General features: G+C 72.8%; 20 protein-coding genes. 5 read left to right on the top strand and 15 right to left on the bottom strand.

All coding sequences use genetic code 11. The features are described 5' to 3' along the window. Positions 1–148 precede the first annotated feature (148 nt). Positions 149–937 carry an SIR2 family NAD-dependent protein deacylase gene (locus ACIBJE_RS18015; protein ID WP_396749602.1) on the top strand — a complete coding sequence of 263 codons (789 nt, stop codon included), beginning with the start codon at positions 149–151 and terminating at the stop codon, positions 935–937. Positions 938–1,033: 96 nt separating this feature from the next. On the opposite strand, the gene ACIBJE_RS18010 is transcribed toward ACIBJE_RS18015, so the two are convergent. The 4 genes from ACIBJE_RS18010 to ACIBJE_RS17995 form a co-directional block, all read right to left on the bottom strand. Beyond that, on the bottom strand, positions 1,034–2,410 hold the full coding sequence (locus ACIBJE_RS18010; protein ID WP_396749600.1) for a glycosyl hydrolase family 18 protein: 1,377 nt from the start codon (positions 2,408–2,410) through the stop codon (positions 1,034–1,036). A 145-nt stretch (positions 2,411–2,555) separates the two neighbouring features. Continuing rightward, positions 2,556–3,212, bottom strand: coding sequence for a peptide chain release factor H (gene prfH, locus ACIBJE_RS18005; RefSeq protein WP_396749598.1), 657 nt, complete (start codon positions 3,210–3,212; stop codon positions 2,556–2,558). Then, the gene (locus ACIBJE_RS18000; protein WP_396749692.1) at positions 3,209–4,393 is read right to left on the bottom strand and encodes an RNA ligase RtcB family protein; all 1,185 of its coding nucleotides are present in this window, start codon (positions 4,391–4,393) and stop codon (positions 3,209–3,211) included. The genes prfH and ACIBJE_RS18000 overlap by 4 nt, the downstream gene beginning before the upstream one ends. Positions 4,394–4,597: 204 nt before the next feature. Further along, entirely contained in the window at positions 4,598–5,125 is a 528-nt protein-coding gene (locus ACIBJE_RS17995) for an adenylate kinase (RefSeq protein ID WP_396749596.1), read from the bottom strand. Between the two features lie 63 nt (positions 5,126–5,188). Between ACIBJE_RS17995 and ACIBJE_RS17990 the strand changes: the two genes are divergently transcribed. Beyond that, the gene (locus ACIBJE_RS17990) at positions 5,189–5,926 is read left to right on the top strand and encodes an HflX GTPase family protein (RefSeq protein ID WP_396749689.1); all 738 of its coding nucleotides are present in this window, start codon (positions 5,189–5,191) and stop codon (positions 5,924–5,926) included. A 104-nt stretch (positions 5,927–6,030) separates the two neighbouring features. Here ACIBJE_RS17990 and ACIBJE_RS17985 read toward each other — a convergent pair whose 3' ends face one another. The 10 genes from ACIBJE_RS17985 to ACIBJE_RS17940 form a co-directional block, all read right to left on the bottom strand. After that, positions 6,031–6,891 carry an ABC transporter ATP-binding protein gene (locus ACIBJE_RS17985; protein ID WP_396749594.1) on the bottom strand — a complete coding sequence of 287 codons (861 nt, stop codon included), beginning with the start codon at positions 6,889–6,891 and terminating at the stop codon, positions 6,031–6,033. Continuing rightward, positions 6,888–8,009, bottom strand: coding sequence for a FecCD family ABC transporter permease (locus tag ACIBJE_RS17980; RefSeq protein WP_396749592.1), 1,122 nt, complete (start codon positions 8,007–8,009; stop codon positions 6,888–6,890). Before ACIBJE_RS17980 ends, ACIBJE_RS17985 begins: the two co-directional genes overlap by 4 nt. Next, positions 8,006–9,157, bottom strand: coding sequence for an ABC transporter substrate-binding protein (locus tag ACIBJE_RS17975; protein WP_396749590.1), 1,152 nt, complete (start codon positions 9,155–9,157; stop codon positions 8,006–8,008). The genes ACIBJE_RS17980 and ACIBJE_RS17975 overlap by 4 nt, the downstream gene beginning before the upstream one ends. 25 nt (positions 9,158–9,182) lie before the next feature. Beyond that, entirely contained in the window at positions 9,183–10,484 is a 1,302-nt protein-coding gene (locus tag ACIBJE_RS17970; RefSeq protein WP_396749588.1) for an MFS transporter, read from the bottom strand. Between the two features lie 46 nt (positions 10,485–10,530). Further along, entirely contained in the window at positions 10,531–11,841 is a 1,311-nt protein-coding gene (locus tag ACIBJE_RS17965) for an ATP-grasp domain-containing protein (RefSeq protein WP_396749586.1), read from the bottom strand. A gap of 9 nt (positions 11,842–11,850) precedes the next feature. Next, positions 11,851–13,149 (bottom strand): aminotransferase class V-fold PLP-dependent enzyme, encoded by a 1,299-nt coding sequence (locus ACIBJE_RS17960; RefSeq protein ID WP_396749583.1) that lies wholly within the window; start codon positions 13,147–13,149, stop codon positions 11,851–11,853. Continuing rightward, entirely contained in the window at positions 13,149–14,495 is a 1,347-nt protein-coding gene (locus tag ACIBJE_RS17955; RefSeq protein ID WP_396749581.1) for a pyridoxal-phosphate dependent enzyme, read from the bottom strand. The genes ACIBJE_RS17960 and ACIBJE_RS17955 overlap by 1 nt, the downstream gene beginning before the upstream one ends. Further along, positions 14,492–16,036, bottom strand: coding sequence for a Y4yA family PLP-dependent enzyme (locus ACIBJE_RS17950; RefSeq protein ID WP_396749578.1), 1,545 nt, complete (start codon positions 16,034–16,036; stop codon positions 14,492–14,494). The genes ACIBJE_RS17955 and ACIBJE_RS17950 overlap by 4 nt, the downstream gene beginning before the upstream one ends. A gap of 164 nt (positions 16,037–16,200) precedes the next feature. Beyond that, positions 16,201–17,139 carry an ATP-binding protein gene (locus ACIBJE_RS17945; RefSeq protein ID WP_396749575.1) on the bottom strand — a complete coding sequence of 313 codons (939 nt, stop codon included), beginning with the start codon at positions 17,137–17,139 and terminating at the stop codon, positions 16,201–16,203. Positions 17,140–17,202: 63 nt separating this feature from the next. Further along, positions 17,203–17,610 carry a Fur family transcriptional regulator gene (locus ACIBJE_RS17940; protein WP_396749573.1) on the bottom strand — a complete coding sequence of 136 codons (408 nt, stop codon included), beginning with the start codon at positions 17,608–17,610 and terminating at the stop codon, positions 17,203–17,205. 170 nt (positions 17,611–17,780) lie between these two features. Between ACIBJE_RS17940 and ACIBJE_RS17935 the strand changes: the two genes are divergently transcribed. Beyond that, positions 17,781–18,341, top strand: coding sequence for a vancomycin high temperature exclusion protein (locus ACIBJE_RS17935; protein WP_396749570.1), 561 nt, complete (start codon positions 17,781–17,783; stop codon positions 18,339–18,341). A 10-nt stretch (positions 18,342–18,351) separates the two neighbouring features. Here ACIBJE_RS17935 and ACIBJE_RS17930 read toward each other — a convergent pair whose 3' ends face one another. Then, on the bottom strand, positions 18,352–19,116 hold the full coding sequence (locus tag ACIBJE_RS17930) for a sulfite exporter TauE/SafE family protein (RefSeq protein ID WP_396749563.1): 765 nt from the start codon (positions 19,114–19,116) through the stop codon (positions 18,352–18,354). A gap of 178 nt (positions 19,117–19,294) precedes the next feature. Here ACIBJE_RS17930 and ACIBJE_RS17925 point away from each other — a divergent pair, with 178 nt between their 5' ends. Together ACIBJE_RS17925 and ACIBJE_RS17920 are read left to right on the top strand one after the other, a co-directional pair. Continuing rightward, positions 19,295–19,663, top strand: a complete 369-nt coding sequence (locus tag ACIBJE_RS17925; RefSeq protein WP_396749559.1) for an SCP2 sterol-binding domain-containing protein — start codon at positions 19,295–19,297, stop codon at positions 19,661–19,663. Beyond that, the gene (locus ACIBJE_RS17920; RefSeq protein ID WP_396749556.1) at positions 19,656–21,743 is read left to right on the top strand and encodes a glycogen debranching N-terminal domain-containing protein; all 2,088 of its coding nucleotides are present in this window, start codon (positions 19,656–19,658) and stop codon (positions 21,741–21,743) included. Before ACIBJE_RS17925 ends, ACIBJE_RS17920 begins: the two co-directional genes overlap by 8 nt. Positions 21,744–21,752 lie beyond the last annotated feature (9 nt).

The following is a 21,752-nucleotide window of genomic DNA, read 5'->3' as shown; positions in this document are numbered from 1 at the left end:
GACACGGTTATGGTGCCACGCCCCCACCCGGCGACGGCGGACCGCCCGCCCCGGGCGGTGACCCGACCGTCGAGGGCGACGCCGGCTGACGGCCCGTCTCCCGCCACGGCGGGTGGAACGCCATCCGGTCGGACGGTAGGTTCTCCGGGTGGACAGCATCCCGGTGGACCAGCCGCTACGCGAGGCCGCAGCACTGCTCGGACAGGCCCGGCGGGTCGTGGTCTTCACCGGGGCTGGGATGTCCGCCGAGAGCGGGGTGCCCACCTTCCGGGACGCCCTCACCGGGCTGTGGCAGCGGTACGACGCCCAGGCGCTTGCCACGCCGGAGGCCTTCCGGGCCGATCCCGCACTCGTGTGGGGTTGGTACGAGTGGCGCCGCCATGCCGTACGACGGGCCCGCCCGAACCCGGGCCATCTGGCCGTGGCCGCGATCCAGACCCGTGTCCCGGGCACCGTCCTGATCACCCAGAACGTCGACGACCTGCACGAACGCGCCGGCTCACCCGACCCGGTCCACCTGCACGGCAGTCTGTTCGCTCCCCGCTGCTCGGGCTGCGCCCGTCCGGCACCGTCACCGGACGACGCGGCGGGCGAGCCGGCGGACGGGCGTCGGGTGCCACCACCGGGTTGCGCACGCTGCGCGGCCCCGGTCCGACCCGGCGTGGTGTGGTTCGGCGAGGCGCTGCCGCCCGAGGCGCTGGAGACGGCCGTCGAGGCGGCGTCCTCCTGCGACCTGCTGTTGACCGTCGGCACGTCCGGACTGGTGTACCCGGCGGCCGAGATCCCCCAGGTGGCCGCCCGCCTCGGTGCCGCCGTGATCCAGGTCAATCCGGAGCAGACGCCGCTCGACGGGATCGCCGAGGTCAACCTGCGCGGGGCGGCGGCAGTCGTGCTCCCCGCCCTCGTCGACGCGGTCTGGGTTGGCGCGGCCGGATAGTGCGGCGTGGCCGGGGGTGGTGGATCCGGGTGCGTGGTGCCGGGAACACGGCGGCCCCGGCCGCGCCGATGGGAGCGGCCGGGGTCACCGGTGAGGTCAGGCCGGCAGGCGCCAGACCTGGTTGGCACCGCCGAAGCAGTCCCAGATCTGCAACCGGGTGCCGTTCGCGGAGCTGTTGTCGCTCGCGTCCAGGCACCGGTTCGACTGCGGGTTGCGCAGCGTTCCGTTGGACTGGGCCTGCCACACCTGGGCACCGGTGCCGTTGCAGTCCCAGAGCTGGATCTTCGCCCCGTTGGCGGTGGAGCCGCTGGTGACGTCGGCACACTTGCCGAGGGCACGCAGGCTGCCGTCGGAGGCCACGGTCCAGGTCTGCGCGGTGGTGCCGTTGCAGTCGTAGAGCTGGACGGCGGTGCCGTTGGCGGTGCCGGCTGCGGCGACGTCCACGCACTTGCCGCCGATGCCGGTGATCGGGCCGGTCCGTCCCGGCGGCGGGGTGGTGCCACCCATGACGGTGTCGTAGATCGCGCTGACCAGCGAGGTCGAGCCCATGGTGTCCTGGGAGAGTTCCCAGTTCATCATGCCGCCGGCGTTGGCCAGCGCCCACTGGGTCTTGCGCTTGACGGTCGGGATGCCGTTGTAGCACTGCTGGGCCCCACCGACCGTGGTGCAGTCCCGGTTGGCGTTGGCCGGGTCCATGCCGACCAGCGCGGCGTAGGTGTAGTAGCCGGGTCGGCTGTAGAAGGGCACCCCGAGCACCACCTTGCTGGCCGGCAGGCCGCGCGCCTTCCAGCCGTTCACCGCGTTGATCGACCAGTCGTAGTTGGCGTGCGGGCTGCCGCCGTCGTACGCCATGATGTTCAGCCAGTCGACGTGGCCGAACACCGCGGTAGGCACGCCCTGCACGTGGTAGCCCTCGCTCACCACGGCGGCGGTGAGCAGCTTGCCCCGGCTGCGCAGGGCGGCGCTCAGCTGTTGCATGAGCAGGCTGAAGTTGGTGGCCGAGGCACCGGGATCCGGGTACTCCCAGTCCATGTCGACGCCGTCGAGGTTGTACTGGTTGACGAAGTTGACCACGTTGTTGACGAACGCGCCACGGGTGCCGGCGTTGGCGGCGAGCGCCTCGAAGGCCGAGTCGTCGCCGTTGTTCCAGCCACCGATCGCGATGGACACCTTGACGTTGTTGGCGTGCCCGAGCGACACCAGGGAGGAGAGCTTGCCCGGGTTCTCCACCGGGCGCAGGCTGCCGTCGCTGTTGGGCAGCACGAACGCGTAGTTGATGTGGGTCAGCTTGCGGTACTGGACGGTGTTGACGTCGCCGCTCCAGGACGGCATGTAGCCGACGCTCTTGAAGTTGTTCGGCAGCACCACCGCCTCGGCGGCGGTCGGGGTCGCGGTGAGGGTCGCGCCGGCGGTGACCAGGGCGAGCAGGCCGGCAGCCAGGGCGGACCGGCGGCGGGGACGTGGTGAGGACATCGAGGGCCTTCCCGTGGGCGGGACGCCGTGCCGCCCCGACCGGCGCTGGGTGGCCAGCCACCGGTCGGGCGTACGGGCGGGACGCGGTCTTCCTCGAGGCAGCCAAATCCTAAGGAGTATTAACTATTGTCGTCAATGACGTCGGTCAATGTTTGGCGCCGGTGTCCGGTCGCTCGACCCGGGTGGGGTCGCCGCGCACGAGTTCGTCGTGGATGCGCCAGCGGGCGGTGGTGACGGCTCGCCCCGCTTCCCGGTCGTCGTACGCGATGCGCTGCCGAAGCAGCTCCAGGGCGAGGCGGCGGTTCTGGCTGAACTGCCGCTCGGTGTCGACCACCACCACCAGCCCGGTGGGTCGGTGGGTCGCCCGCACCGCGGTGCTGGCCTTGTTCCGGTGCTGCCCGCCGGGCCCACCGGTACGGCACCCGACGACGTCGACGTCCGCCTCGGTGAAGGACGTACGCGGCGCGTCGACCTCGCACGGTCGGGCGACGACGTACCAGTTCTTGCGCCCGGTGTCCGCGCGGTAGGGGCTGGGCGCCTGCCAGCACAGCGTCCCGGTCCACGCGCCGACGAACTCCCCAACGCCGTCTCCGGAGATCCGCAGCAGCACCGACCGGTGGGTGCCGGGTCGGTCACCGGGGACGGTCTGGACCCGACGGGTGGACAGACCCCGCCGGCCGGCTTCGGCTTCCAGGCGGCGGACGAGCTGGGCGACCGCCCAGGCACACTCCTGCGGTCCCCGGCCGGCGGACAGGAGCAGGTGCGCCTCGGCCGCGCCCGGCCGGGGAGCTGCCGCGCTCACGACCGGCCCCGGCCGCGCCGGCGGTCCTGGTGATCGCGTCGCCGGTCGGGCCGGGTGTCACCCCGGGGGCGGTCCGCCGTCTTGTAGGTGACCAGGGGGACCGTCGAGACCACGGGGGTGGCCAGACCGTGCTCGGTGAGGTCGGCGATCACCTGCTCGATCCGCTTGTACGCCGTCGGGGCCTCCTCGAAGAGCAGTTGCCGGTCACCGCAGACCACCAGCGATCCCACCGGCGTCCGGCGCAGCTCCTCGACCGTGTGCTTGGCCCGGCCCCGGCGCAGGGCGTCGGCGCGGGACATCTTGCGGCCCGCGCCGTGGGCCACGGACCAGTTGGCGTCCGGCCCGGCGTGGGCGGCCACCAGGTAGGAGCAGGTGCCCCGGGTGCCGGCGACCAGGACGTCCCGGCCGTCGCCCGGGGCCGCACCCTTGCGGTGCAGGTAGACCCCGTCGCGAATCTCCACGAGGTTGTGGCACTGGTCGACGATCGGGGCGGTCGGCCGGGCGCCCAGGGCGTGCGCGACCCGGGCGGCGATCAGCCGACGGTTGACCGAGCCCCAGCGCACCGCGGCGTCGTGCCGGGCCAGGTACCCGGCGGGGTCGGCGGCGGGACCCGCGCCGTACCGCTCGGTGTGCGCCCGCAGGATCCGCTCCCCCAGCCCCCGGGATCCGCTGTGCACGATCAGCACGACGTGGCCGGCGGCGAGCCCGAGGCGGGTGGCGTGCCCCGGGTCGAGGACGTCGCGGAGCCGGGCCAGTTCGACGAAGTGGTTGCCCCGCCCCACCGTCCCCAGACCCTCGACGTGACCGGCGGGGATGTCGCCGTCCACGACGGACCAGGCCGGGTCGTCGGCGTCCCGGTCCGGGTCCAGGGCACGGTCGAGGTCGGGGAACCGGTTGGCGAGCTGCTCGGGTACGACGCGCTTCAGGTCGACGGGGAAGACGGCGATGCCGCAGCCGATGTCGGAGCCCACCAGGTGCGGGTACAACACGGTCGAGGCCATCGCCGCCCCGATCGGGGCCCCCTTGCCGGGGTGCAGGTCCGGCATGCCGGCGACGTGGATCATGCCGTCGAAGGCCGCCACCTGGTGGCACTGCGTGACGGCATCGGACTCGATCCAGCTTCGGGGGCCGGCGAAGACGGTGACGGTGGCGGTTCCCGGGGTCGGGACGGACGACGGCAGGGACCCCTGCGGGGGCTGGTGCGGTGCCAAGGCGACGCTCTCTCGTTCGCGAGGAAGGGGACGGACGGCACGACGGCTCCCCCGGAAGGCGCGGATCAGCGCGGTCGGGAGCGTCGGCTCAACGAGGTGGTGTCCGTCAGAACGTCATGGCCCCACAGTGGCGGAGCCCGGCCCGCACGACAACTGGTTTTCCCTGGGCGCGGTCTACCGGGGCAGGTCGGCCAGCCAACGGTCCAGGGCCGCCGGGGAGCGGAACAGCAGCACCGGCGGCCCGGACGGATCGGCCTGCCAGGCCCGCATCCGTCGCCGGGCCCGACCGTACGCGGTCACGTGCCACACCAGGACCGAGTCCCGGGACAGCACGCTGCCCAGCGACTCGCGGTTGCCGTTGCAGATCTCCTCCCCGGTCAGCAGCCGACCGACGGTGCGGCGCAGCAGGCGCCAGAAGGAGAGCCAACGTGGGTAGTCGAGGCCGACGACCAGGTCGGCGCGGGCCAGCGGCACGTCCCGCCACCCGTGGTACGCCCCGTCGAGGATCCACCGGTCACGCCGGCAGATCGCCTCGATCCGGCTGCGCTGCTCTGGGACCGGCACCTCGACCCAGCCGGGTTGCCAGAGCAGATCGTCGACCGGGAACCACGGCAGCCCGAGACGGTCGGCCAGCCGGGCGGCGAGGGTTGACTTGCCGGCACCGTACACGCCGTAGACCAGAATGCGGGCCGGTGGGCTCATCGCGGCAGCGTACGCGGGTCTCGCAGCTCGGGGGTAGGTCCGGTCTCACCGACGGAAGGTGAGCTGCGGCGCCTCGCCGACACCGACGGCCTGCGCCTCGCCGACGCGGTGGTGCGGAGCCGGCCGCGCCCCGACCCGGCGACCTTCGTTGGTTCCGGCAAGGCCGACGAACTCGCCGGCCTCGCCGCACGCGCCCACTCCGACCTGGTCATCGCCGACGGCGAGCTGAGTCCCGGCCAGACCCGCAACCTGGAGGAACGGATCGGCGTGACCCGCAGCCGGCGCGCCCGCAACCAGGTGCCCTCGGTCGCCATCACCGGCTACACCAACGCCGGCAAGTCGGCACTGCTCAACCGGCTGACCGGGGCGGACGCCCAGGTCCGGGACGTCCTCTTCGCCACCCTCGACCCGACGGTGCGCCGGATCAGCACCGGCGAGCACACCTACACCGTCACCGACACGGTGGGCTTCGTCCGACACCTGCCGCACCAACTGGTCGACGCCTTCCGCTCGACGCTGGAGGAGGTCAGCCGCAGTGACCTCGTGCTGCACGTGGTGGACGCCTCGGCACCGGACGCCCTCGACCAGATCACCACGGTGCACGGCGTGCTGCACGAGATCGGCGCCGGCGGGCTTCCGGAACTGCTCGTGCTCAACAAGATCGACGTCGCGCCGCCGGAGTGGGTCGACGCCCTGTGCCGCGCACATCCCGACGCGGTGGCCGTCTCGGCGCTCACCGGGGCCGGTGCCGACCGGCTCCGGGCGGCGCTGGCCACCCGGCTGGCAGGGCGGCGCGCCTGACCGCCGGAGCGCCGCCCACCTCCGGTCCGCCCGGGTTTCGTCCGGCCGTCGCCGGGAAGTCGTCGGATCCGACGCGGGCGGGTGCGGTGGCGACATCGCCCGACCTATCGTCCCTGGGCACCGGTGGACGACTGGTCTTCCCCGGCGGCGGACGGGCAGACGGCGGCGTCGCGCCGCCCTCTCCCGCCGGTCCGCCCGGAGCGCGCGTCGGTGGGCGCGATGGTGACGTCGGTGCTGGTGGTGAGCGCCCCCACCGAGGGGTACAGCCTGGTCACCAGGTCGGTGGTGACCATCTCCCGGGGCGTGCCGTCGGCCAGGAGCCGCCCCTGGCGGCCCAGCGCCACCACCCGGTCGCAGAACCACAGCACGTGGTTGGGCTCGTGGGTGCAGACCAGCACCGCCCGTCCGGCGCGGGCCAGGTCGCGCACCGTGCGCCAGACCCACATCTGGTTGCCGAAGTCGAGGCTGGCGGTGGGTTCGTCGAGCAGCAGCACGTCGCAGTCCTGCGCCAGGGCACGGGCGATCAGCACGAGCTGGCGTTGCCCGCCGCTGAGCGTGTGGTAGTACCGGTCCCGGTCGGCGGCCAGGCCGACCTGCTCCAGGACCCGCTCGCAGGCCGCCACGTCGCGCCGCCGGGGGCCGAACACCCCGCCGAGGTGCGGGGTACGGCCCATCAGCACCATGTCCAGCACGGTGAACGGGAACGGGTTGGTGTGCTGCTGCGGCACGTACGACACCCGGCGGGCGACCTCGGCGGGGCGCAGCCGGCCCAGGTCGGTGCCGTCGAGGGTGACGGTGCCGCCGTGCCGCAGGTGCCCGAGGATGCACCGGTAGAGGGTGGACTTGCCGCTGCCGTTCGGGCCGAAGAGCGCGCACAGTTCGCCGGCCCGCAGGTCGAGGTCGATGCCGTCGAGCACCGGCCGCTGGCCGTAGGCGAAGGTGAGGCCCCGCACCCGGAGGGTCACGACTGCGCTCCCAGGAAGGTGGACCGGGTGCGCAGCAGGTAGACCAGGTACGGCGCCCCGAGGATGGAGGTGATGATGGTGATCGGTACCTCGCCGGAGTGGATGGTGCGGGCGATGACGTCGCAGACCATGACGAAGACCGCACCCAGGGTGGCCGACAGCGGGACGACGAACCGGTGGTCCGGTCCGACGAGCAGCCGGGCGGCGTGCGGGACCAGCAGTCCCACCCAGGCGATGATGCCGGAGACCGAGACGGCCAGCGCGGTCAGCGCGGTGGCCAGGACGATCACCCACCGGCGCAGTGGTTCGGGGTCGACGCCGAGGGACCGCGCCTCGTCGTCGCCGAGGCTGAGGATGTTCATCCGCCAGCCGGCCCGCCAGAGCAGCAGGCACCCGAGGACCGAGGCCGGAACGACCACGGCGACGTCGCTCCAGGTGGCCCGGTAGAAGCCACCCATGATCCAGAAGACCAGGCGACGGAGTTGCTCGTCGGTGCCGACGTACTGGAAGAGGGAGAAGATCGCGGAGAAGAACGAGCCGACCACCACCCCGGCGAGGATGAGGGTGACGGTGGGACGTTCCCCGCGTACCCGGGAGAGGCTGTAGGTCAGGCCGACCGCGACCATGCCGAAGACGAAGGCCATCACCTGCATCGACAGCGGCAGGTCCACCATGACGGACACACCCGCGCCGAAGGCCGCGCCGGCGCTGACCCCGAGGATGAACGGTTCCACCAGGGGGTTGCGGAAGGTGCCCTGGTAGGCCGCGCCGCTACAGGCGAGGGCGGCGCCGACGGCCCCGGCGAGCAGCACCCGGGTCAGCCGCATGTCCCACACCACGGCGTCGTGGAGGTTGTTGGTGTCGTCGGTCAGGCCGACCCGGGCGGCGAGCACGGCCAGCACGTCACCGACCGGGACGACGTACGCGCCGACCATGATGGAGACCACCGCCACCACGCCGACGAGCACGGTGGTGGTGACGAGCAGCAGGATCCGGACGCGGGTGCTGCGGGCGGCGGCGGGTGCGACGGCACCGTCGCGCGGTGGGATGCCGCCCTCCCCCCGGGCCGGCGTGCCGGTCACCGGAGGAAGGACGGCGCGGGGTGCGGACGGGGTCACCTGACCTCCAGGTCCCCGACGTACTTCTGCGCCTCGATGGCCTCGGCGGCCCGTTGCTCGTCCAGGCCGTAGACCTCCCGGTAGAAGGCGACCTCCTCGGCGGCGACGTCCACGTCGGCGAAACGCTCCGGGTACGCCAGTTTCGCCATCTTGAGCAGGGCGATCGGGGTCTCCACGGTGGCCCGCCACTCGTCGTAGCCGAGCGCGACCAGGCGCTTGTTCCTGATGGCCCGCATCTCGGCGAGATTGGCCCAGTTCAGGCCGGCGTGCCGGCCGGCGTGGATGAGGGCCGGGTCGAGGTAGCCCTCGTGGCCGGCGACCACCATCGCCTCCGGGTCGAGGGCGAGCAGCTTCTCCTCGGAGACGGTGACGAAGGTGCCCGCCCCGGCCACGTTGCGGGCCCCGACGACCTCGGTGAGCAGGTACGACTGGATGCTCTTCGTACCCATCACGTTGTTGATGGTGGCGAAGTACGCCACCGGGGTGCGTTCGGCCTCGGGGATGTCCCGGGTCCGGGCGGTGACCTTGTCGAGGCCGGCCTGGAGCCGCCCGACGAGCTTCGCGGCCTCCGCCTGCTTGCCGAAGACCTCACCGGCGATGGTGATGTGCTCCCAGGCGGTCCGGATGTCCGGCTTGTCGAAGTTGGACGGCGAGAGCAGCACCACCACGGGGACACCGAGGGACTCGATCTTGTCGATCACCTCCTGGTGCAGTGTCCGGTTCTCCTGGCTGGCCACCCACGCCTCGAGGAACACCACGTCGGGCCGGAGGCCGGCCAGGCGCTCGTAGTTGACCCCGCTCCACGGGGAGCCGAGCGCCTCGGCCCGGTCGATGCTGGGCACGAGCTTGGCGCGGTAGCCCATCTTCTTCGTGGCGGTGTCGACGCCGACGAGGGTGTCCTCGACACCGAAGATCCGCATGCTCTTGGTGATCAGGCCCTCCCACTCCAGCACGACGACGCGCTTCGGGTCGGCCGGCACCTCGACGGTCCGTTTCCAGTGGTCGGTGATGGTGACCGGCGTCGCGGTCGGACGGGCCGGGGTGGCCGCGCCGTCGCCGCCGCAACCGGCGAGGGTCAGGCCGAGAGCGAGGGCCAGCAGCCCGGCGAGCGCCGCGCGGGGGCGACGAGCGAGGTTCGGGACGTTCATCGGTACCTTTCGGGGAACAGGGTTTTCAGGAGACCCGCAGTGGGTCGGCCGGTCGGTCGACGACGTCACGGGGGCGGCGCGGAGCGAGCACGCCCGGCCAGGCGGCCAGGACGGCCGCTGCCGCGGCCGCCGCCGCGCAGACCAGGAAGCCACCGACCGCGCCGGTGGGCCCGTCGACGATCGCGCCGGTCACCGCGGAGCCGAGCGCGGCCAGGGTGAGGTTGACGGTGGTCAGCCAGGTGTACGCCTCGGTCAGCATCGACGCCGGGGCGATCCGGGCCATCAGCCCGGCCTGCACGGTCATCGCCGGGGCGATCACCGCCCCGCTGAGCAGCAGCACACCGCCGAGCACGGTGCTGGTGGGCGACAGCGCCCAGACGGCGTACCCGACGGAGAGACCGGCCAGCAGCCAGGTCAACTGCCGGGTCAGCGGGGTCTGCCAGTTCCGTGCGCCGTACCAGAGGCCGGCGGCGGCGCTGCCGAGGCTCCAGACGGCGATCAGCACCCCGGTGACCGCCTCGGCGCGGTCACCGTCGTGCTCGGCGGCGAACGCGGCCACCGCGACCGGTGACGCGCCGAAGGAGAAGGCGACACCGGCGGCGCAGAGCAGCAGCGCCGGCATCCGGGGTGACCGCAGCGGCCCGAGCCCCCGGGTCGGGGCACCGGTGTGCGGGCGGAGTTGCCGCAGCGCCCGGCCCCGGGCGAGCAGCGCCGTTCCGCCGCCGGCACAGACGGCGGCCAGGACGATCGCGGCGGCCGGACCGGCGACGCCGGGCCGGGAACCGGTCAGCGCGGCGAGCGGGTCGGCGACGAGCATCGCCGCGGACAGCAGCAGCGGGCCGACCACGAAGACCAGCTCGAACAGCGTCGACTCGGCCGCCATCGCGGTGCCGCGGACGTCCTCGCGGCCGGTGCCCTCGCCGGTGAGCACGGTCCACGCCGCGCGCAGGGCGGGGCTGGTGGCCGGGAAGACCGCCCCGGACAGGGCGGCGAGGACGCAGAGCAGCGGCACCGGCTGCCGGGTCAGGGCAGCCGCCAGCAGCAGCAGTTGGGCGGTGGCGTAGGCCGCGCCGTAGAGCGGCAGCACCCGGTGTGCGCCGAAGCGGTCGGCCAGCCGGCCGCCGATCGGCGCGGTGACCGCCGTGGCGAGCGACACCGACGCCCCGACCAGGGCCGCGTCGGCGAACGAGCCGGTGGTCTCGCGGACCAGCAGGATCCAGGCGAGCACGGTGACGCCCTGGCCGAGCCGGGCCACCACCCCGCCGACGAGCAGCAGCGGCGCTCCCGGCACCCGCCACAGCTGGGCGTAGCGGGAGCCGCCGGTCACCGGGGACCTCCGGTCATCGTGCGCCGGTGGCGGTCCGTCGCCGCGTTCACGCCGCGCTCGCGGTGGTCTCGGGCGCCAGGTCGTAGAAGCCGTACCCGTCGAGCCAGCCCACCGTGGCCAGGTCGCGTTCGACCACCTCGGCACGGGGGTGGGCGAGGACGACCATCATCGGCTCGGTGGTGTCGTCCACGGTCAACGGCAGCCGCTGGCCGGGCTGCACCCCGATCTGGATCTCGTGCAGGCTCTCCAACTCCCGGACCCGGTCGAGCAGCGGGTAGCCGCGCAGGATCCCGGTGACCGGGGCGGTGAGGAAGGCCATCGCCACGTGCCGGCGCAACTGCTGGGGGTCGTCCACGGCGGCGAGGAAGCCGACCGGGTCGAGGTAGGCCTGGACGGTCCGTTCGACCTGGGACTCGCCGAGGGCCAGCAGCGCCTGGGCGGCGGTGTCCGCGCCGCACAGCCGCACCCCGACCTCGACCAGCCGGGGTCCGTCGGCGGTGAGCATGATCTCGTGGTGCGCCGGTCCGTGCCGGACGTCGAGGGCGTCGAGGACCTCGGCGGCGTACCGGACGAGGGTGTCCCGCCCGGGCGCGTCGGGGGCCACCAGGACCGCGCCGCTGATCCGGTCGCGGACGCCGTTGGCGGAGATCTTGGTGTACCGCCAGACGTCGGTGGCCCGGTGCCGGCCGTCGCGGCTGACCGTGTTGACCACGTACTCGGTGCCGCTGAGGTACTCCTGCGCGACCACGGCGTCGTTGTGCAGGGAGAAGATGTTGCGGGCTCCGGCCACCGCCCGGTAGGCGGCGACCGACTCGGCCGGGGTGTCGCAGAAGGTCACCCCGTCGTTGCCGGCGCTGCGCACCGGCTTGACCACCACCCGGGTGCCCAGCTCCCGGTGCCAGTCGGCCAGTTCGTCGGCGTCGGTGACGAGCAGTTGGCGGGCGGTGGGCAGCCCGGCCGCCCGGACGGCGGCGATCTGGAGGTACTTGTCCCGCCGGGCCGCGCTGCAGCGCGTCCCGTTGCTGGTCAGGCCGAGCGTCTCACTCAGCCGGTCGGCCAGTTCGACGCCCAGTTCACCGCCGGTCACCACGGCGACCGGGTCGTGGTCGGCGACCGCCTTGCCGGTCAGCTCGACGTCGCCGGAGTGGACGATGGTGTCGACGAAGACCGCCTCGGCGGCCGGGTCGGCGTGTCCCTGGTACACGGCGGGGACCTCCGGGGTGCTGCGCACCCGGACGACGGCGCAGCCGGCGTCGGCGAAGGCCCGGGCCAGCCGCATCGTCGGCGCGTACACGTCGACCATCACCACGGTACGGGTGCCGGTCGGCGGCGGTGGGTTCTGCACGGACGAGGTCAATGGTGCTCCTCAGTGGTAGGACGGGGTGGTCAGGGAGGTGTCGAGACGGGCCAGCACGTCGAGGAGCCGGTCCACCTCCTCGACGGTGTTGTAGGCGTGCAGGCTGACCCGTACCGAGTTCTCCCGCTCCCCCGCCGGGCCCTGGCAGTGGGCGTTGGCGCGCACCATCAGCCCGTGGTCGGCCAGCACGAACCCGAGGTCGGCGGCGCTGATCCCCGGGTGCAGGAAGGTCACCGGGCCGTGCCGGCGCTGCACGGTCGAGTCCAGGGTCAGGCTGTCCTGGCAGCCGAGGACGCGGATGTCACGCAGCCGGCTCAGCCCGTCGGTCAGCCGGGCGCCGAGGGCCACCGTCCAGCGGGCGATCCGTGTCACGTCGGTCGCCTCGAACCAGTCCACGGCCGCCGCCAGGCTCACCGCGCCGACGGTGTGCGGGCTGCCCTGCCAGCCCCGGTGCTCGTAGCGGGGACCACGGCGGTTGCGTGCCCAGAGCACCCCGATGCCGGGCAGCGCCATCGCCTTGTGCCCGGAGAACGCCAGGAAATCGACGTCCAGGTCGGTCACCGAGAGCGGCAGGTGCCCGACGCTCTGCGCGGCGTCCAGACAGATCACCACGTCGTCGCCGACGAGCCGGCGGATCCGGTGCACGTTCATGTCCACCCCGTAGACGTGGTGGACGTGGGTGACCGCGACGAGGCGGGTCCGTTCCCCGACCAGCGGGGCGAGCGCGGCGACGTCGTAGTCGCCGGACGGTTCGTACGGCATCTCCACCAGGCGTACGGTGACGCCACGGCGGGCCGCCGCGTCCCGCGCCTCCTGCCACGGGACCACGTTGGCCAGGTGGTCGGCGGCGGGCACGACGATCTCGTCGCCGTCGGCCAGGGTGTCGACGAGCCAGTCCAGGGCCACCCGGCGCAGCGCCTCGGTGGTGCCGCCGACCAGGTGCACGCCGGACCGCTCCGGGTCGGGGTCGTCGATCAGGTCACCGACCCGGTCCCGGCACCGGTGCAGCAGCGCGGTGGTCCGGTTGGCCCACCGGTAGGTGCCGCGTCCGGCGTTGGCGTTCTCGCCGGTGAGGTAGCGCTGCACGGCGTCGAGCACCGCCTGCGGCTTCTGGGCGGTGGCGGCGCTGTCCAGGTACGCCTCGTCGGTGCCGGTCAGGATGGGGAACTGGGCGCGGACGGTCCGCTGCCAGTCGGCCAGTTCGGCGAGCACCCGGTCCGGGTGCCCGGCGGGTGGTGCCGCCGGGACCGGACCGGTACGCGTCGCCGGGACGGCGGACGGGCCCGGAGTGGCTGCCGGGGCGGCCATCAGGCGCGCACCAGGGGGGCGTCGGCGTCCCGCCAGGCCACCACCCCGCCGTCGAGGCTGCGGGCGTCGGTGTGTCCCATCCGGGTCAGCAGGGCCGCGTACCGGCGGGACTTCTCCCCCACCGGGCAGGCCAGCAGGACCGGCCGGCCGCGATCGAACGGCAGGCCCCCGCGCAGCAGCTCGTCGAAGAGCTCGTCGACGATGTTGACCGAGCCCTCGATGTGCGCGGCGGTGTAGGCGAACGTGCCGCGCAGGTCGACCACGAGCGGCTGCGCCCGGGCGATCCACTCCCGGGCGGCGGGCACGTCCACGGTGCGGGCCGCGTCCGCCTCGGCGTCGGTGACCGTGGCGACGGCACCGACCCGGGCGGGCTGGTGGAGCAGTTCCGGCCGACGGCGACGGACGTAGCTGAGGTAGCTCTCCACCCGGTCGCAGACGATGAAGACGGCGCTGCGGCGGCGGGGTTCCCGCCCGGCGGCGGCCTCGGCGGCGAGTGCGGCGTCGAGCCGGCGCAGGTGCCGCACCGCCCCGGTGTACGCGCCGCCTCCGGTCGGCCCGGCCAGCACCCCGCAGCGGCGGTTGAGCGTCAGCAGGCCGTCGATCGCCTCGTCGGCGGAGACCGACTCGATGGTGTCGTAGGTGTCCGGGTCGAACAGGCCCACCTCGTGGACCTCGTCGATGTTGCGGATGCCGGGGATGAAGTCGGACTTGGCGGCGACCAGGCCGACCACGGTGACCGACGGGTCGTGCTCGCGCAGCACCCGGGCCACGCCGGTGGACGATCCGGCCGTGCCCACGCAGGCGACGAAGTAGTCCGGCACGCGGCCGTCGAGATCCTTGACGATCTCCGGTCCGGTGCCGTCGACGTGCGCCTGCGTGTTGCGCGGGTTGTAGTACTGGTCGGTGTGCAGGTACGCCGAGCCCGACTCGCTGATCGTGCGGTGGATCCGGGTCAGCGGGTCCTCGGTGTTGGTCGGGTCGAGGCACTCGGCCTGCCCGGGCAGTTCCTCGATGGTGGCGCCGAGCAGGAGAAGCAGATCCTTGATCTCGGGGACCTTCATCCGGTTGGTGATGCTGGTGAACGGCAGCCCGTGCATGCCGGCGATCACCGCGAGGGCCTTCGCGGTGTTGCCGCTGGAGAGTTCGACCACGGTGGCGCCGGCCTCGCGGGCCTCGGCCAGCCGGGGCGCGGCCATCGTCCAGGCGGCCCGGTCCTTGACCGACCCGAATGGGTTGAGCAGCTCCAGCTTGGCGTAGAGGTCGACGTGGGCGAGCCCGTGCACGGCAGGGTCGATGCGGAGCAGCGGGGTGTTGCCGATGGCGTCGGTGATGCTGTCGTATCTCATGCGGCTGCGGTCTCCTGGAGGCGCGGACCGGGGATGGACCGGTCGGCCGTGGTGGTGGGGGTCGGCTCGGGGGTGGACGGTCGCCGACCGGTGTCGAGGGGCCAGTACTGCTCGTCGAGACACCAGCGCCAGGTGCCGGCGTCCTGCCAGGCGGCCACCATCCGGGCCACCGGCTGGTGCAGGGCGTGGTCGGCGCTGAAGTCCATGAAGTAGCCGGCGGTGTTGGCGAACGCGAGCAGGTCTCCGGTGCGGGGCAGGGTGGGCAGGAAGACCATGCGTCGGGTGATCAGGTCGGCTTCCAGGCAGAGGTTGCCCAGCAGGTAGACCGGGTGGCCGTGCGGCGCGGTGTCGCCGGACGCGGTCGGGTTCGCCGGCAGCAGGACCGGGTCCATCATCACGCCGTGTTCCTCGAGGCTGACGTCCCCGGCGTTGAGGTCGAGCCGGACGAGGTGGCAGCCGGCGGTGGTGGACCGCACCTCCAGCACCCGGGCGAGCACGACGCCGCACTGGTCGACCAGCGCACGGCCCGGCTCGACCCACAGGTCGTGGAGGTGTTCCTGGAGCAGCGTGGCGAGGGTGCGTCCGCCCAGGCCGGTGGCGCTGGTGGCGAGCAGTTCCTCCAGGTAACGGTGGCCGGAGGAGGGCCGGTGCGCCGGGTAGAGGCCGAGGGCGCCGCGCAACGTGCCCGCCTCGGCCCGCCACCCGTAACCGTGGCCGCCCCAGGTCAGCTCCGGACGACGGCCGAGCACCGCCAGGGCCAGCTCGCTGGTCCACCGCTCCCACTGCGCGCCGTCGGCGAGGTAGTCCACGCCGAAGCCGCCGCCGACGTCGACGATCCGGGGGCGCAGGCCGTGCCGGTGCGCGTCGGCGAGGACGGTCAGGCACGCCTCCAGGGCGACCGCCTTCTCGGCCAGGCCGATGGTGTCGAGGTGGTACGCGATCCCGACCAGCTCGACCGCGTCGCGCGTCTCGGCGAGGCGGGCCAGCAACCGGTCGGCCTCGGCCAGCGGGGTGCCGAACCGGCTCGGGCGGGACAGGATGGTCGCCCCGGCCGAGGTGAACGCCGACAGTCTCGCCAGGACGCGGACGGGCGGCAGTCCGTGTCGGCGGACGAGGGTGACGAGGTCGTCCAGTTCGGCGGGTGAGTCCAGGTTGACGGTGATCCCGCAGCGGGCGGCCAGCCACAGGAACTCGCGGGTCTTGGGGCCGGTGGCCATGACCCGGCGGGGGGTGAAGCCGGCGCCGAGCGCGTGCTGCAACTCCCCCAGGCTCGCCACGTCGACGCCGGCGGGTGTCGCCGCCAACCGGCGCAGCAGGGCCGCGGAGCGGTTGGCCTTGTGGGCGAAGAACACCTCACCGCGCAGGTGGTGTCGCTGGTGTACGGCCTGGAACGCCTCGACGTTGTCGGCGATCTGGTCGGGCAGTACGACGTTGAGCGGCGAGCCCAGCGCCCGGACCAGGTCGTGCAGCAGGCGTGGCTGGCCCAGCAGCTGGTCCAGTCGGCCGTCGACCCGCGGACGCAGGTACAGCGGGGAGTCCATCGGCACATCCCTCCATTCGATAGCTGAAGACGATAATCGTTATCAACATCGAGGGGAAGTCCCCAGAGGACGACACGCGCCACTTCCGGTGGGCCGGCGCGGAAACCGACGCCCGCCCACCGGAACACCTCAACGCCGACGGCCGAGGCGGGCGCACGGGAGGGTCACGCCGGCACGGGGCCGAGTTGCGTGGTGACGTCGCCGTGGGCGCTGCGGACCCAGTTCTGGCCGGCGAGACGCAGGTGCAGGGTGCGCAGCAGGGCCTCCCGCCGCTCCGGGGCCATCGGACGGGCCCGGGCGTGCTCGGCGATGCGCGCCAGCGGGGTGACGTCGTCGAGGTCCCCGAGGCCCGGGCACGCACCGGCCTGCCGCGCCCGGCGCAGGCCGGCCTGGACGGAGAGGGCCGCCAGCGGGCCGCCACCGAGTTCCCTGGCCAGGTAGTCGCGATCGACCTCGTCGACCACCTTGTTGCCCACCACGGCCAGCAGGTCCGCCACCCCGGCCGCCGCCGCCAGCTCCCGGTAGCGCCGGGCCACCGAGACGGACTCCGGGGTCGGCTCGGCGACCACCACGATCACGTCGAACTGGGCGTGCAGCGAGTTGGCGAAGGCGTCCGTGCCGGCGACCATGTCGCAGACCGCCCAGTCACCGGCGTGCAGCCGCAGGTGCGACAGCAGGTTCTCCAGGACGGCCAGGTGCCCGTGGTAGCACCCCGCGCCGATGTCGTCGGGTTCGTACGTGCCGACGTGCAGCACGTGCGTACGCGGGTCGAGCGCCGTCGCGTGGCCGACCAGGACCGGGTCGCCGGCGTCCAGGGTGACCAGCCGCGAGCCCGGACCGGGTGGAGTGGTCGGCACGAAGTGCTCGACGCCGGCCACCCTCGGGTTGCTGCCGAGCAGGTGACGCCGCACCCGCCGGGCGTTGTCCGGATGGGACAGCGCCCTCTCCGGGCGGGCCTCCACCCCGAGCAGGGGCGCGAGGTGCACGTTCACGTCCGCGTCGACGGCGAGCACCCGGTGCCCGGCCGCGCGCAGGTATCCCACGAAGAGGGCGGCGAGGGTGCTCTTTCCGCTCCCGCCCTTCCCAGTAAAAGCGATTCTCATTTTCATTACGGTAGGCGACGCGTCGCCCGACCCACAAGGACGACGCGCCGGGCGAACGTGGCGCTATCCGCCGGCGCAGCTGTCGCAGGTCCCCATGATCTCCAGGGTGTGGTTGACGTCGACGAACCCGTGCCGGGCGGTGGTGCGGCGCATCCAGTCCTCGACGGCGGGACCGGCGATCTCCACAGTGCGACCGCAGTGCCGGCAGACGAGATGATGGTGGTGGGTACGGCTGCACCGGCGGTAGAGCTGCTCGCCCGAGGGCAGCCGCATGGTGTCCACCTCGCCGGAGTCGACCAGCGCCTGCAGCAGGCGGTAGACGGTGGTGAGGCCGATCGGCACGCCCCGGTCCCGCAATTCGGCGTGCAGCCGCTGAGCGCTGCGGAACCCGTCGGACCCGTCGAGCAGCCGGAGGAGCTCCGCCCGCTGCCGGGTGTTGCGGGCGGGGCCCGGAACCGACCTCGTCGCCACTGCCGCCTCCCCTGCCCGGCCGGGACGTCCACCCCGCGCCGCCATCCGACCGCCGCCGACCGGCGACGACTTACTGGCAATGCTAACCAATTTCAGTACATGGTCGGTGTCACGGGAAGGACGAGCCCCGCCTACGATGGGCCGGTCGTCGACCGGAGAGGACAACCGGGGTGGATACGGAAAACCCCGTCGGGGCGGCACTCGCGGGCACGGTGACCAACCGGTCGCAGCGCCGCCCCCGGCGCCGTCGACGTCTCACCCGCCTGGCCGCCGTCGGTGTTTCGGCGCTGCTCCTCGCCAGTGCCCCCTGGGCGTGGACGAAGGTCGCCGCGCACGGCCACGTGTACCCCGAGTCCACCGCTCCGGCCGTGGACGTCGTCATCGTCCTCGGCACCGGGGTGGCCCCGGACCGGCACCAACCGGGCGAACGGCTGGCCGGCCGCCTCCAGACCGCCGCCGCGCTCGTGCGCGCTGGACGCGCCCACGTCGTCCTCGTGTCCGGCGACGGCAACGGCGCGTCGGGCGACGAGCCGACGGTGATGACGTCGTACCTGGCCGGACTCGGCGTGGATCCGCAGCGGGTGGTGGCCGACCCGTTCGGGCTGGACACCTACGACACCTGCGCCCGAGCACGTCAGGTGTACGGGGCGACCCGGGCGCTGATCGTCACCCAGTCGGCGGTGCGCTCACCCGAGAACCCGGGCGTCCGGGAGGCGCTTCGCGGCACCTGACCGCCGGCGGTCACGGCCGCCGGAGGGCCTGCCAGAGGAGCGCCAGCCCGAAGGACGTCCCGAACACGACGATGGCCAACCTGGTCCACCTTTCCGGGATCTTCCGGACGAGCCGCGCACCACCGTAGCCGCCGATGATCGTGGCCGGCACCAGCAACGCCACCGCCGACCACTCGACGCGCCCGAGGACGACGAAGAGCACCACGGCCGCGAAGGAGACGGCGGCCAGGAGCAGGTTCTTGACGGCGACCGTCCGGGCGAGCGCCTCGTCCTGGAGGAAGGCCAGGCTCGCGAGCAGGACGATACCGAAGCTGGCCCCGACGTAACCGCCGTAGACCCCGCCCACGGCGACGAGCGCCTGAAGGGCCGCCGGGTGCCGACGACGGTGGCCGGCGGTGCGGGCGACCCACCCCGTCAGCCGGTTCCGCAGCGCCAAGACGGCCGAGGCGGCGAGAACGAGGAACGGCACGATCAGGTCGAAGACACGGGTGGGCGTCAGCAGGAGCAGTACCGATCCGACGATGCCACCGAGCAGCGCCGCCGGCAGGATACGGACCGCCTCCCGCCGGGCCGGCAGGTCCCGGTAGCCACCCGCGACGCTCGCCACGTTCCCCGGGAACACCGCGACCGTGTTGGTCATCTTGGCGGTGAGCGGCGGTATCCCCACGCCGATCAGTGCCGAGAACGCGATCAGGGATCCCCCACCGGCGAGCGCGTTGAGGGCACCCGTGAGGAGACCGGCGGCGAAGAGCAGCGTGGCCTGGATGGGATCCATCAGATGTCAGGCTAGTGCCGCCGACTGCCCGGCGGGACGGTGTCCGGTGGGCAGCCGACCGGGCGTGACCTGCACTGGGCGGTCGACGGCCGGCAGGTCCGGCGAGGAAAATTCACCTCCTCCGGGTGAGGCGGAGACGACTCGTCGGGGCGCAGAGTGGCCCTGAGGAGGGTTCGCCATGGCTGACGCCACCCGGGATTTCTTCCACAGCCTGGCCCAGCGGGGACACGACCCCCGGCTGCGGGCGATCGGTGCGGGCAGTGTCCGCTTCGACGTCAGCCGGCACGGGCAGGTCGACCACTGGCTGGTCTCCATCGGCGACGGCGACGTCACCGTCTCCGAGGAGGCGACCGGAGGGGACGCCGTCGTCCGGGCCGACCGGGCGGTCTTCGACCGCATCGCCAGTGGGGAGGCGTACTTCCTGACGACCGTCCTACGCGGCGAGGCGACCGTGGAGGGCTCTCCCCGGATCTTCGCGGTGATCCGCCGGCTGTTTCCGCCGCCGCCCCCGTCGGGGGCACGCCGGCGAGGAGGTGGCGATGCCTGAGGACCACGTCGGCATCCTGGACGGCACGACCTTCCTGGTGTGTGACCAGGCCGGTGACATCCTGGCCTCGCCCGACGAGCCCGTCGGCCTGTTCGCCCACGACACACGGCTGCTGTCGAAATGGGTGCTGACGGTCAACGGCGAACGGCTCAGCACGCTCTCCGTCGACGACATCCACTACTTCGAGAACAAGTTCTACCTGGTCCCCGGCCACCAGGACGTCTACGTGAACAGCACCCTGTCGGTGGTGCGCCGGCACACCCTCAACACCGGCCTCCAGGAGGACCTGACCATCATCAACCACGGTGGGCAACCGGTCGACCTCACCGTCCGGGTCGACGTGGACGCCGACTTCGCGGACCTCTTCCAGGTCAAGGACGCCACACCGAAGCGGAAGGGACGACACTACCGCCGGGTCGACGACGATCGGCTCGTCCTCGGCTACGAACGGGAGCGGTTCCGGCGGGAGACGATCGTTTCCGTCACCAGCCCCGCGCAACTCGACGAGGACGGCGTGACCCTCGACGTCCGGATCGAGCCGCACAGCAGGTGGCACACCCGGCTCAGCGCCCTGCCGGACCTGCCCGTGCCGAGAGGCCTGGAGCGGCTGGTCATCCCGGGTCGGGTGACCCGGGACGCCCGGGACAAGGAACACCGGCTCATGGAGTGGCTGGGCCAGGCACCGCGACTGCAGTCGGACTGGGAGCCCCTGAACGAGACGTACCGGCAGAGCCTGATCGACCTGGCCGCGCTGCGCTTCAGCCCCTTCCTCGCCGAGGACAAGAGCGTGCCCGCCGCCGGTCTGCCCTGGTTCATGTGCCTCTTCGGTCGGGACAGCATCTTCACCAGCCTCCAGGCGCTGCCCTTCGCTCCCGACCTGGCCGCCACCACCCTCAAGGTCCTCGCGTTCCGTCAGGGCAGCCGGGTCGACAACTTCCGGGAGGAGCAACCCGGGCGGATCCTGCACGAGATGCGCTACGGCGAGCTGACCGCCTTCGACGAGACCCCGCACAGTCCCTACTTCGGCAGCGCGGACGCCACTCCCCTCTTCCTCGTACTGCTCGACGAGTACGAGCGGTGGACCGGCGACACCGAACTCGTCCGCAGCGTCGAACAGGAGGCCCGGGCGGCGATCGACTGGATCGACGACTACGCCGACCTGACCGGCAGCGGCTACATCTCCTACGAGCGGCGCAACACCGAGAACGGGCTGGAGAACCAGTGCTGGAAGGACTCGTGGGACGGCATCTGCCACCGCGACGGCCGGCTGCCCGGCTTTCCCCGGGCCACCTGCGAACTGCAGGGGTACGCGTACGACGCGAAGCGGCGCACCGCCCGACTGGCCCGCCACCTGTGGGGCGATCCCGCCTACGCCAACCGGCTGGAACGGGAGGCGGCCGAACTCAAACAGCGCTTCAACCGCGACTTCTGGGTCGCCGACGGCGAGTACATGGCCCTCGCACTCGACGGCGACGGCCGCCAGGTGGACGCCCTGTCGTCGAACATCGGACACCTGCTGTGGAGCGGCATCGTCGAGGACCAGAAGGCCCCGGCCCTGGTACGTCACCTGATGTCACCCGCCCTCTTCAGTGGCTGGGGGGTCCGCACCCTGGCCGAGGACCAGGGCCGCTACAACCCGATCGGCTACCACGTGGGGACCATCTGGCCGTTCGACAACTCGTTCATCGCCTGGGGGCTGCGGCGTTACGGCTACGCCGACGAGGCGGCGCGGATCGCCGCCGGCATCCTCGACGCGGCGACCTTCTACGACGGTCGGCTGCCCGAGGCGTTCGCCGGATACAGCCGGAGCAGCACGAAGTACCCGGTCAACTACCCCACGGCGTGCAGCCCGCAGGCGTGGTCCGCCGGTGCGACCCTGTTGCTCCTGCGGACGATGCTCGGTCTACGGCCGGTAGGCGAGGATCTCGTCATCAGGCCGGCACTTCCGGCTAACCTCGCTTACATGGCCTTGCTCGACATATCTGGACGATGGGGACGACTCGACGCCTTCGGGAGGGGTTCGGCCGCTACGGAAGGGCGACGGTACCAACCGGCGCCCCATCAGATCTCCGCTCCGTGACGGAGGGAC

This window comes from Micromonospora sp. NPDC050187 (genome assembly GCF_044459745.1).
In the GTDB taxonomy this organism is placed as follows: domain Bacteria; phylum Actinomycetota; class Actinomycetes; order Mycobacteriales; family Micromonosporaceae; genus Micromonospora.
Note: the sequence above shows the minus strand (reverse complement) of the source record. Positions and strands in the feature narration are given on the sequence as shown.

Coding starts and splice junctions, on each gene's coding strand:
- ACIBJE_RS18010 (WP_396749600.1), bottom strand. CDS start 2,410: ATGTCCTCACCACGTCCCCGCCGCCGGTCCGCCCTGGCTGCCGGCCTG.
- ACIBJE_RS17995 (WP_396749596.1), bottom strand. CDS start 5,125: ATGAGCCCACCGGCCCGCATTCTGGTCTACGGCGTGTACGGTGCCGGC.
- ACIBJE_RS17945 (WP_396749575.1), bottom strand. CDS start 17,139: ATGAGAATCGCTTTTACTGGGAAGGGCGGGAGCGGAAAGAGCACCCTC.
- ACIBJE_RS17920 (WP_396749556.1), top strand. CDS start 19,656: ATGCCTGAGGACCACGTCGGCATCCTGGACGGCACGACCTTCCTGGTG.
- ACIBJE_RS17975 (WP_396749590.1), bottom strand. CDS start 9,157: ATGAACGTCCCGAACCTCGCTCGTCGCCCCCGCGCGGCGCTCGCCGGG.
- ACIBJE_RS17960 (WP_396749583.1), bottom strand. CDS start 13,149: ATGGCCGCCCCGGCAGCCACTCCGGGCCCGTCCGCCGTCCCGGCGACG.
- ACIBJE_RS17955 (WP_396749581.1), bottom strand. CDS start 14,495: ATGAGATACGACAGCATCACCGACGCCATCGGCAACACCCCGCTGCTC.
- ACIBJE_RS17950 (WP_396749578.1), bottom strand. CDS start 16,036: ATGGACTCCCCGCTGTACCTGCGTCCGCGGGTCGACGGCCGACTGGAC.
- ACIBJE_RS17925 (WP_396749559.1), top strand. CDS start 19,295: ATGGCTGACGCCACCCGGGATTTCTTCCACAGCCTGGCCCAGCGGGGA.
- ACIBJE_RS17930 (WP_396749563.1), bottom strand. CDS start 19,116: ATGGATCCCATCCAGGCCACGCTGCTCTTCGCCGCCGGTCTCCTCACG.